Below are 10,256 nucleotides of genomic sequence, written 5' to 3'. Positions count from 1 at the left end.
ACCAGCTGATCCCGGCGAGCAAGATGCAGCTCGTGCCGCCGGCTGGCTGGGTGCCGCGTCAGGTTCGCGAACAGCAGCAGGCCGCTCAGCAGCAGCAGCAGCCGGGTGCCGCCCCGGCGGCTGCCCAGCAGCCCACGCCGCGGCCGGTCCAGCCGGCTGGTCCGCAGCCCGACGGCCGCTAAGCGGCTATCGGGGAGGGGGCGATGAGCGAACCGATCAGCTACGACATCCCGAAGATTCTGGCCGCCCTGCCGCATCGCTATCCGATGCTGCTGGTTGACCGCGTGGTGAGCCTCGTCCCCGACGAGCAGATCCACGCGGTCAAGGCCGTGACCTTCAACGAAGGCTTCTTCCAGGGCCACTTTCCGGGCCGCCCGATCATGCCGGGCGTGCTCCAGATCGAGGCGCTGGCCCAGGCCGCCGGGATCCTCGCGATCGAGACGCTTCAGCTCGCCGGTTCGGGCAAGCTCGTCTATTTCATGGCGATCGAGGAAGCCAAGTTCCGCAATCCCGTGGAACCGGGCGTCCTGCTCAATCTCGAAGCAGGCTTCATCCAGAAGCGGGCACGGGTGTGCAAGTTCTGGGGCAAGGCCTCGATCGAAGGCAAGGTGACCTGCGAAGTGCAATTCACCGCCATGATCGCGGATGCTCCTAACACTTGATTTTCGGGGCCGGCGCGGCTAAGCGCGCCGTTCCTTTTCCGGCCGGTCGGTACCGGCCACAGCGAAAGACAGTGTCATGAAGGCCGATATCCATCCCGACTACCACACCATCAAGGTGCAGATGACCGACGGTACCGTGTTCGAAACCCGCTCCACCTGGGGTAAGGAAGGCGACACGCTGGTGCTCGAAATCGATCCCACTTCGCACCCGGCCTGGACCGGTGGCACCCGCCAGCTCGATCAGGGCGGCCGCGTTGCCCAGTTCAACAAGCGGTTCGGTGGTCTCTCGCTCAAGAAGAACTGAGCAGACGGCTTATCGCCTCGAACAACGCAAAAGGGCGGCTCCCGGTGGGGCCGCCCTTTTCGCATGTCGGGCTGACGAGGAAAATCACCCGCGCCAGAGCATCTCGTTGATTCGGTCTGCATCGCTTGCCCGGATCGGACGCAGAAATTCGACGCCGCAGCTATCCCCACGGACCCAGCGCACGATGGCGTGTACGCTGAGGCCGTCGAGCAGGTGGACGGAAATGTACATGCCGGGACGGAAATTGTGGCCCCGGCAGACCAGGTTGCACCCGTAGATGGAAACATCGCGCAGCCGCATCGCGGCGCTGTCGTACTGAGCGTTTTGCGCCAGCGGATCGCTGGACGTTGGCAGGCACGCAGCGGTGCGTGGACGATTTCGGGCGGCGTCGGACGCGCGCCCGAATGAGGTTGAAGCAGCGATCATTGCGACCTTGGGTGATTAGTGTTTCCCCTTAAGTATCTAGAGTTGCTTGGTTAATAAGTTGTCACCCGATTGCCGTGACGGGATCGAACCGGTCAATTCGGCGCGCCTTCGCCGTGTGCCGCACCATGCGCTCCCTTCCAAAAAGCACCGGCCACGAGGAACGGAGCGCAAGTTTTCTCTTCCCATCGGGCGCGGCCTGTGCAAAGGCGCGCGCCTCAAGTGCTTGCCCTGATCGGGCAGGCTGTGGCGATCGTAGCTCAGCTGGTTAGAGCGCCGGTTTGTGGTACCGGAGGTCGTGGGTTCGAACCCCATCGATCGCCCCATTTGTTCCCCGACGATGGTTGCGTTCGCGCCGCGGCGCGCGCTGGCTGACAGGACGCTGACGGACGGTCGTTTTGGCGCATGAAGCGGTGTTCGAGCGCGGCATTGGCCTTGCCGCTGGGGGCCTGTCGTGGCAGAGGGGCTTGCCGCCAGAACGGGTCGGCGAGAGTTCACGAACACGTCCATGCACGGCTTTGCCAATCCTGCAAAATTCCTGAAGCTGGCCCGGGCCATGACCGCGCCGCTGCTGGTGGCCGGGATCATCCTCACCGCGCTGTCGCTGGCCTGGGGTCTCTTGGGCGCTCCGGCCGAGCGGTTACAGGGGGATTCCGTACGAATCCTGTTCATCCACGTGCCCGCCGCATGGCTGGGCATGGGCGGGTGGAGCGCGATCGCAGTTGCGAGCCTGACCGAACTGGTCTGGCGTCACCCGCTGGCGGGGATCGGCGCGCGGGCGATTGCCCTGCCGGGCGCGTTCTTTGCGTTGCTGTGCCTTGTCACCGGCTCGCTCTGGGGCCGTCCGGCTTGGGGGACCTGGTGGGTGTGGGACGGGCGACTGACTTCCATGCTGGTGCTGTTCTTCCTCTATTGCAGCTATATGGCACTGGCCGATGCCGCGAACCGCGACAGCGACGGCACATCGCGCATTCCCGCGATTTTCGGGCTGGTCGGCGCGGTCAATATCCCGGTGATCCACTATTCGGTGCTGTGGTGGAACAGCCTGCATCAACCGCCCTCGATCACCATGGGCAAGAGCGAGATGGCGCCCGCTTTCCTGTGGGGGCTGCTTGCGGCAACGCTGGGCTTTTCGCTGATCTTCGGGGGGATCGTGCTGGCGCGGATGCGCACCATCCTTGCCAACAGCCAGGCCGATGCGCGCTTGCGCCGCCGCGCGATGGAGGCGTCTGTGGACGAATCTGACGATGCATGAGGGGCTGAACCACTGGACTTTCGTCATCGCGTCTTACGTGATCGGTGTTGGGGGCACCGCACTGCTGACGGGATTGAGCTGGATCGCCATGCGCCGGGCCGAAGCCCGCCGCGACCGGAGCCGAAAAAGATGAATGCCCCCACAAAGTCTCCCGTCAAAGCCAAGCATCAACGTCTGGTCCTGATTCTGATCGCGCTCGCTGCGCTGATCGGCGCGGGGCTGCTGGCGATGTGGGCGCTGCGCAACCAGGCTTCGTACTTCTATCTGCCGGCGGAACTCGCCTCGAACCCACCCGAAGTCGGCCGGGCCGTGCGCCTTGGCGGGATGGTTGAAAAGGGCAGCCTCAAGACCGCGCCCGACGGGGTGACGATCGACTTCATCGTCGGCGACGGCAAGGCCCGTGTTCCGGTGACCTTCAAGGGCATCACGCCCGATCTGTTCCAGGAAGGTTCGGGCGTCGTCGCCGAAGGCAAGCTCGACGCTTCGGGCAAGTTCGTGGCTGACAACCTGCTTGCCAAGCATGACGAGAAGTACGTGCCGCGCGAAATGAAGGACATGAGCCCCGAGGAAGCCCGCAAGGCGATCGAGGGCACCAAGTGATCGCGAACCTCGGCCTTGCCGCGCTGTGGCTCGCTGCGGCGCTTGCCATGTTGCAGTTGATCGCCGGCGGGATGGCGCTGCGTCCAGGGGGCGGTGCACTGTCCGGCGTGGTCCGTCCCGTGGCAGTGGTGCAAAGCGTGCTGTGCCTGGTGGCGTTCATGTGCCTGATCGTGGTGTTTTGCGAGACCGACCTGTCGGTCAAGCTGGTCGCGATGAACTCGCATTCGGCCAAACCCTTCCTCTACAAGTTCGCCGGGGCCTGGGGGAACCACGAAGGCTCGATGCTGCTGTGGGTGACGATCATGGGTCTGGCGGGCGGTTTCGTCGCGCTGGTCGAACGCCGCCTGCCTGAACCGACCATGTTGGCAACGCTTGCCGCGCAAGCCTTTGTCAGTCTTGGTTTCTATGCCTTCCTGCTGATTTCCTCCAACCCGTTCGAGCGGCTCGATCCGGTCCCACCCGAAGGACAGGGCCTTAATCCGCTGCTGCAGGATCCCGGCCTCGCGTTCCATCCGCCGACGCTCTACATCGGCTATGTCGGGCTCTCGATCGCCTTCAGCTTTGCGGTCGGCGCGCTGTTGACGCGCGAGGTTTCGCCCGCCTTTGCCCGCGCGATGCGGCCCTGGGTGCTGGGTGCCTGGATATTCCTGACGCTGGGCATTACCGCCGGGTCCTATTGGGCCTATTACGAGCTTGGTTGGGGCGGCTGGTGGTTCTGGGATCCGGTCGAAAACGCCTCGCTGATGCCTTGGCTCGCGGCAACCGCGCTGCTCCATTCGGCCGCGGTGCTGGCCGCGCGTAATGCGCTGCGTGCCTGGACGGTGATGCTGGGCGTGGTCGCTTTCTCGATGTCGATGGTCGGCACGTTTCTGGTCCGTTCGGGCATCCTGACTTCGGTCCATGCCTTTGCCGTCGATCCGGAGCGCGGCTCGTTCATTCTTGGCCTGCTTGCACTCAACATCGGCAGCGCATTGGTGCTGTTTGGCCTGCGCGCCGCGACCGTGACCGAGGGTGAGCGCTTTGCCGTGACGAGCCGCGAGGGTGCGCTGGTGTTCAACAACGTGATGCTGACGGCGACGCTGGGCATCGTGCTGGTCGGCACGCTCTATCCGCTGCTGGCCGAAGCGCTGGGGGCGAAGGTTTCGGTTGGGCCGCCCTATTTCAATCCGATGTCGGCGATCTTCATCGTTCCGATGCTGGTGGTCATGGCGGTCGGACCGTTGCTGCGCTGGCGGCAGGATGCGATGACGCGCATCAACCCGATGCTGGCGATCCCGGTCTTGCTGGTGATTGGCGCGGCGGTGCTGCTGGTGGTGCGCGGCGGAGTGAAGCCGATGCCCTTGATCGGCATGGCGCTGGCCGCCGGTCTCGTCGTTGCCTCGTGGCTGCCGCTGCGCGGGCGCAACCTGCGGACTGTCAAGCTGCCGCTGTGGGGCATGGTCGTGGCGCATTTCGGCGTTGCCGTGGCGCTGTTCGGCATGGCCTGCGACAGCGCTTATTCGACCGAGAAGCTGGTCGCCGCCAACGTCGGCGAAACCGTTGCGGTCGGTCCGTGGCAGGTGACGCTGAAGTCGGTCGAACCGATTGCCGGTCCGAACTGGACCGCGCTCGAAGGTGAGATGCTGGCGCGCTATGACGGTGGCCGCGAGATCAGGCTGCATCCGCAGGCGCGGAGTTTCTGGGCACCGCCGCAGCAGACCAGCGAATCCGCGCTCGCCACGCGATGGAACGGACAGCTCTATGCCGTGCTGGGTGAACAGGCCGAGGACGGGCGCTGGCAGCTGCGCCTGTGGTGGAAGCCGTTCGTTACGATGATCTGGCTGGGCGGCGTGCTGATCGCGCTGGGTGGTGTGCTGGCGCTGCTTGGCCGGGTATGGAGCGACCTGCGCCGCATCATTGCCCGCGACAAGATCGCCTATCGCCGGATGAGGCAGGGTCGATGAGCGAAACGCCAAAAGCCTCGCGCTGGGCCCTGTGGCTCCCGTTGATCGTCTTTGCCGGCTTCGTCGTGCTGGTTATGTTCGGGCTTTATCGCCCTGCCAGCCGCGACGTGCACAGCGCCATGATCGGCAAGCCGCTGCCCGAGTTCGCGCTGCCTGCCGCTTCGCCCGATCGCCCGGGCCTTGCCCGCGCCGACATGCTTGGCGGCAAGCCGCGGCTGCTCAACGTCTTCGCCAGTTGGTGCGTGCCCTGCGCCGCCGAATCGCAAGAGCTTGAAAAGATCCGCGCGGCCGGCGTGGAAGTCGATGGCGTGGCAATCCGCGACACCCAGGCGGACCTGCAGATGTTCCTTGCGCGCAATGGCAATCCCTATGCCCGGATCGGTGCCGACCCGGTCAGCAAGATTCAGTTCGACATCGGCTCTTCCGGGGTGCCGGAAAGCTTCGTGATCGATGCCAAGGGCGTGATCCGTTACCAGCACATCGGTGTGATCATGCCCGATCAGGTGCCGATGATCCTCGCCAAGCTGAAGGAGGCGGAGCAGTGAAGCGTCTGCTGATCGCCGCGCTGGCCGCCCCTTTGATTGCCGTCGCCGCGTTGCCGGTGCTGGCGCAGGACAAGCTTCCGCCGGCACCCTATGCCTATACCCAGCTGGCCGATCCGACCAAGGAAGCCAAGGCCCAGGCACTGATGGAAACCCTGCGCTGTCTGCAGTGCCAGGGCCAGTCGATTGCCGATTCCGATGCGCCGATCGCGGGCGATATGCGCAATCAGGTCCGCTTGCGGATCGAGGCGGGCGAAGATCCCGAGGCCGTGCGCGCCTGGCTGATCGAACGCTATGGCGATTATGTCAGCTACAAGCCGCAGGTTACCAGCACCACCTGGCCGCTGTTCGCCGCGCCGCTGCTGCTGCTGGGACTGGCTGCTGTGCTGCTGCGCCGCCGCTTTACGGGGAGCAAGGGCGCATGACCTGGGTGATGGTAATCGGCCTTGCCGCCGTGGCTTTTGGCGCGTTGACCGTGCTGTTCAAGGCGCCGCGCGGGGGCTGGGAAGCGATTGGCGCAGCCTTGCTGGTCGGGATCGCGGGCTTTGCATTCCAGGCCCGGCCGGATCTTCCCGGCGCGCCCAAGGAAGCGGCCGAGCGGCCACAGGCCTCGGGCGAGGCGCTGGTTGACGCGCGCAAAGCGCTGTCGGAACAGAACGTCCCGGCGGCCAGCCAGTGGACCGTGGTGGCCGACGCCTTCTCCCGGCGCGGGCAATTTGCCGAAGCGGCCGGCGTGGTGCGCGGTGCAATCGCCAAGGATCCCAATAACGCCGACGCGTGGCTTGCGCTGGCCAACAACCTTGTGGCTCATGCCGACGGCAATCTCTCTCCGGCGGCGCTTTATGCCTATCGCCGGGCGGCACAGGCCGATCCCCAGCATCCGGGGCCGCCGTTCTTCATGGGGCTTGCACTGGCGCAATCGGGCCGCCTCGATGAAGGCCGCGCGGTTTGGGCGGACCTCCTGGCCCGTTCGCCCAAGGATGCGCCATGGCGCGCCGATCTGGAACAGCGCCTGGGCGAACTGGATGCCTTCATCGCCCGCCAGAATGGCGCGGCTCAAACCGGCACGCAATAGACGTCACGGCGGCACCGCGGCTGTTGCGCCGCACTAGCCATACTGATAAGCGCGGACCCCTGTTCAAAGGCTTGCAGGGGCGCGTTGCCGCATGAGCGTAAATGTCGGTCCAGAAGCTGAAGTGCACAGCACGCCAAGCGAAGACCAAGCCAATTCGATGCTCAGCCACGACCATGGTCACCACCATGGCGGAAAAATTGCCCTCGCCGTGGGGGCGATCGGCGTCGTGTTTGGCGACATCGGCACGAGCCCGCTCTACGCCATGCGCGATACCTTCGCCGGGCATCACAAACTGCCGCTCGACCAGTTGCACCTGTTTGGCATCATCAGCCTGATGTTCTGGTCGATGATGGTGATCGTGACCCTCAAATATGTCTCGATCATCATGCGGGCCGACAACAAGGGCGAGGGCGGGAGCCTGGCGCTGCTGGCCCTGATCAATTCGAATATCTCGGGCAAATCGTGGTCATCGGGCATCGTCCTGCTGGGCGTCTTCGCCACCGCGCTGTTCTATGGCGATTCCATGATTACGCCGGCCGTGTCGGTGATGGGCGCGATCGAAGGCGTTGCGGTGTACAATCCGTCGATGAGCCATTGGGTTGTCCCGATCGTGGTTGGAATTCTGGTATTCCTGTTCATGATCCAGAGCCGCGGAACGGCCAAGGTGGCGCGGATGTTCGGCCCGGTCATGCTGATCTATTTTGCCACGATCGCCACGCTTGGGGTGGTCAGCATTGCGCAGACGCCCGAGGTCATCCTTGCGCTCAGCCCGCATCATGCCGCCAACATGTTCCTCGCCGATCCGTTCCGCGGCTTCCTGGCCATGGGCTCGGCCGTGCTGGCTGTGACCGGGGCAGAGGCGCTCTACGCCGATATGGGGCACTTCGGGCGCTCGCCGATCCGGGTGTCGTGGCTGGTGATCGTGCTGCCCGCACTCGTCTGCAACTACCTGGGCCAGGCCGCGCTGCTTTCGCGCAGCCCAGCGGCGCTGGAAAGCCCGTTCTATTACCTCGCGCCGGACTGGTTCCAGTGGCCGCTGCTTGCCATTGCCAGCGCGGCGGCGGTGATCGCATCGCAGGCGGTTATCACCGGGGCGTTCTCGGTCACCCAGCAGGCGATCCAGCTGGGCTTCATTCCGCGCATGTCGATCAAGTACACCAGCGTGAACGCGGGGCAGATCTACATCCCGGTAATCAACACCGCGCTAATGATCGCGGTGATCGTGCTGGTGCTGATGTTCCAGAAGTCGTCGAACCTGACCGCGGCCTATGGCATCGCGGTGACCGGCGCGATGGCGATCGACAACGTGCTGCTGGCGGTGGTGCTGTTCCAGATGTGGAAATGGCGGCCGTGGCTGTCGGTGCCGCTGCTGGTGCTGTTCTTCTCGCTCGACGCGGCCTACCTCTCGGCCAACTTCACCAAGATCCCCGATGGCGGGTGGGTGCCGCTGGCGATGGGCCTGGCGATCTTTACCCTGCTGACCACCTGGTCGCGCGGGCGTGCGTTGATGCGCCAGAACATGGCCGAAGGTTCGATCCCGATGGAGATCTTCGCCAAGAGCGCGCATTCCAGCGCCACACGCGTGGCCGGCACCGCGATCTTCATGGCGAGCACCAACTCGGGCGTGCCTTCGGCGCTGCTGCACAATATTAAGCACAACAAGGTGCTGCACGAGCGCGTGGTGATCCTGACCGTGGCGATCCAGGACGTGCCCTATATCTACACGGGTAGCCGGGCGAGCATCAAGGATTTGGGCCAGGGCTTCCACCGGGTCACGCTGAAGTTCGGCTTCCTTGAAGAAACCGACATTCCGACCGCGCTCAAGTCGGTCGAGATCCCGGGCGGACCGTTCGAAATGATGAAGACCAGCTTCTTCCTCAGCCGCCAGACCCTGATCGCTTCATCGAAGCCGGGCATGGCGATCTGGCGCGAAAAGCTGTTCGCGTGGATGCTGCGCAACGCCGCCAGCGCGATGGAGTTCTTCCGCCTGCCCAGCAACCGCGTGGTCGAACTGGGCAGCCAGATCGAGATTTAAGCGCGCTGGCCGCGATTGCGGCTGGCGAGCCAGGGGCCAATTCGGCCAATCGCGTCCTCGATCTCGGGCGTGGATACGGCAAAGCTGAAGCGCACGAAGTGGCGCCCATCGACCGGGTCGAAGTCGATCCCCGGCGCGGTGGCAACGCCCGTCGCCTCGAGCATGGCCGTGCAAAATTGAAGGCTGTCGTCGGTGAAGTCCGAGACATCGGCATAGATGTAGAACGCGCCGTCGGGCGGGGCGATCCGGCCCAGCCCCATGCCTGGCAGTGCTGCCAGCAGCAGCTCGCGGTTGCGCGCGTAAGTCGCGATATTGGCCTCAAGTTCCTCGCGGCAATCCATCGCCACCAGGGCGGCGTGCTGCGAAAGCGAGGGCGGGGTCAGGAACAGGTTGCCCATCCGCGCCCGCGCCGCGTCGATCCCGCTCTTGGGAACGACCAGCCAGCCAAGCCGCCAGCCGGCCATGCTGAAGTACTTGGAAAAGCTGTTGACGATCAGCGCGTCGGGTTCCGCCTGCAGCATCGAGGGGGTGGGCATGCCATAGCTGATGCCGTGATAGATCTCGTCCGAGATGATTTTGATGCCGCGCGTCCGGCAGACCTCGGCGATGGCGAGGATCTCTTCGCGCGGGATCACCGTGCCCGTAGGATTGGCCGGACTGGCGATGATCACTCCGTCGGGAGCGGGCTCCAGCGCGGCGAGTGCCCTGGCGGTCAGCTGGAATCGCTCCGCCTCGCCGCACGGAAGTTCGACCGGTTCGAGGAACAATGACTTCAGCGTGTTACGATAGGCCACATAGCCGGGCCGCGCGATGGCAACGCGCGCGCCGGGAGCAAAGCTCATCGACAGAGCCAGGACCAGCGCGGGTGAGGCGCCGCAAGTCAGCAGCACCTGCGCCGGCGCGATCTCCACTCCGTACCAGTCGGCGTAATGCTGGCAGATTCGCGCCTTGAGCTGGGGGCTTTCCCAATAGCCCATCGGGTCACTGTCGAGCACTTCGTGTGCGCGGGCGATGGCGGGGGCGGGGGCGCCTGTCGACGGCTGGCCGAATTCCATATGGATCACGCTGCGCCCTTCGGCCTTCATGCGATGGGCAAGGCCGGAGACGGAAATGGCGTAGAAGGGGTCGATCTTTGCGGTCATGCGCGCCGGGTTAAACGCCGCGCGGACAAAAGAAAAGCGCGGCGCTGCATGAGCAGCGCCGCGCCTTCGTTCCAGGCCCGCAAGGGGACCGGATTACATGTTGATGTTGGCGTTCGCCATGCAATAGAGCATCGGGATCGAAAGCAGGGTGTTGAGGCGGCTGGCGATCAGCGCGCGCGGCGCGGCGGCCGCCTTTTCCTCAGCCGAAGCATCGACGATCCCGAGGATCTTCTTCTGGGCCGGCCAGATGATGAACCACACGTTGAATGCCATGA

General features: G+C 64.8%; 11 protein-coding genes, 1 tRNA gene and 2 pseudogenes. 11 read left to right on the top strand and 3 right to left on the bottom strand.

What is annotated here, in order from left to right:
- The 3 genes and pseudogenes from ACE3SN_RS14355 to rpmE form a co-directional block, all read left to right on the top strand.
- Positions 1 to 182, top strand: a pseudogene (locus tag ACE3SN_RS14355) (hypothetical protein); the annotation flags it as partial.
- Positions 183 to 203: 21 nt separating this feature from the next.
- A complete protein-coding gene (gene fabZ / locus ACE3SN_RS14350; RefSeq protein ID WP_374531138.1) occupies positions 204 to 662 on the top strand; it encodes a 3-hydroxyacyl-ACP dehydratase FabZ in 459 nt (152 codons plus the stop codon).
- 76 nt (positions 663 to 738) lie between these two features.
- Positions 739 to 966: a 50S ribosomal protein L31 gene (gene rpmE, locus ACE3SN_RS14345; RefSeq protein ID WP_374531136.1), complete on the top strand. Its 228-nt coding sequence runs from the start codon at positions 739 to 741 to the stop codon at positions 964 to 966.
- An 84-nt stretch (positions 967 to 1,050) separates the two neighbouring features.
- Here rpmE and ACE3SN_RS14340 read toward each other — a convergent pair whose 3' ends face one another.
- Entirely contained in the window at positions 1,051 to 1,392 is a 342-nt protein-coding gene (locus ACE3SN_RS14340) for a PilZ domain-containing protein (protein WP_374531134.1), read from the bottom strand.
- Positions 1,393 to 1,638: 246 nt separating this feature from the next.
- On the opposite strand from ACE3SN_RS14340, the gene ACE3SN_RS14335 reads away from it, so the two are divergent.
- The 8 genes from ACE3SN_RS14335 to ACE3SN_RS14300 all read left to right on the top strand — a co-directional run bounded on the left by ACE3SN_RS14335 (position 1,639) and on the right by ACE3SN_RS14300 (position 8,839).
- Positions 1,639 to 1,715 (top strand) — tRNA-His (locus tag ACE3SN_RS14335).
- 182 nt (positions 1,716 to 1,897) lie between these two features.
- The gene (gene ccmC, locus ACE3SN_RS14330) at positions 1,898 to 2,644 is read left to right on the top strand and encodes a heme ABC transporter permease CcmC (RefSeq protein ID WP_374531132.1); all 747 of its coding nucleotides are present in this window, start codon (positions 1,898 to 1,900) and stop codon (positions 2,642 to 2,644) included.
- 129 nt (positions 2,645 to 2,773) lie between these two features.
- Positions 2,774 to 3,244 carry a cytochrome c maturation protein CcmE gene (gene ccmE, locus ACE3SN_RS14325; RefSeq protein WP_374531130.1) on the top strand — a complete coding sequence of 157 codons (471 nt, stop codon included), beginning with the start codon at positions 2,774 to 2,776 and terminating at the stop codon, positions 3,242 to 3,244.
- Positions 3,241 to 5,187, top strand: coding sequence for a heme lyase CcmF/NrfE family subunit (locus tag ACE3SN_RS14320; RefSeq protein WP_374531128.1), 1,947 nt, complete (start codon positions 3,241 to 3,243; stop codon positions 5,185 to 5,187). The genes ccmE and ACE3SN_RS14320 overlap by 4 nt, the downstream gene beginning before the upstream one ends.
- Positions 5,184 to 5,732, top strand: coding sequence for a redoxin family protein (locus ACE3SN_RS14315; protein WP_374531126.1), 549 nt, complete (start codon positions 5,184 to 5,186; stop codon positions 5,730 to 5,732). The genes ACE3SN_RS14320 and ACE3SN_RS14315 overlap by 4 nt, the downstream gene beginning before the upstream one ends.
- Entirely contained in the window at positions 5,729 to 6,154 is a 426-nt protein-coding gene (locus tag ACE3SN_RS14310) for a cytochrome c-type biogenesis protein (protein ID WP_374531125.1), read from the top strand. Before ACE3SN_RS14315 ends, ACE3SN_RS14310 begins: the two co-directional genes overlap by 4 nt.
- Positions 6,151 to 6,804 (top strand): tetratricopeptide repeat protein, encoded by a 654-nt coding sequence (locus tag ACE3SN_RS14305; RefSeq protein ID WP_374531123.1) that lies wholly within the window; start codon positions 6,151 to 6,153, stop codon positions 6,802 to 6,804. Before ACE3SN_RS14310 ends, ACE3SN_RS14305 begins: the two co-directional genes overlap by 4 nt.
- Before the next feature lie 157 nt (positions 6,805 to 6,961).
- Positions 6,962 to 8,839 (top strand): potassium transporter Kup, encoded by a 1,878-nt coding sequence (locus tag ACE3SN_RS14300; protein ID WP_374531140.1) that lies wholly within the window; start codon positions 6,962 to 6,964, stop codon positions 8,837 to 8,839.
- Here the strand turns inward: ACE3SN_RS14300 and ACE3SN_RS14295 are convergent.
- Both ACE3SN_RS14295 and ACE3SN_RS14290 read right to left on the bottom strand, forming a co-directional pair.
- Positions 8,836 to 9,981: a pyridoxal phosphate-dependent aminotransferase gene (locus ACE3SN_RS14295; protein WP_374531121.1), complete on the bottom strand. Its 1,146-nt coding sequence runs from the start codon at positions 9,979 to 9,981 to the stop codon at positions 8,836 to 8,838. The two genes, ACE3SN_RS14300 and ACE3SN_RS14295, sit on opposite strands and share 4 nt — an antisense overlap.
- A 93-nt stretch (positions 9,982 to 10,074) precedes the next feature.
- A pseudogene (locus ACE3SN_RS14290) lies at positions 10,075 to 10,256 on the bottom strand (hypothetical protein); the annotation flags it as partial.

The organism is Novosphingobium sp. (assembly GCF_041915465.1).
Taxonomy (GTDB): Bacteria; Pseudomonadota; Alphaproteobacteria; order Sphingomonadales; family Sphingomonadaceae; genus Novosphingobium.
Note: the sequence above shows the minus strand (reverse complement) of the source record. Positions and strands in the feature narration are given on the sequence as shown.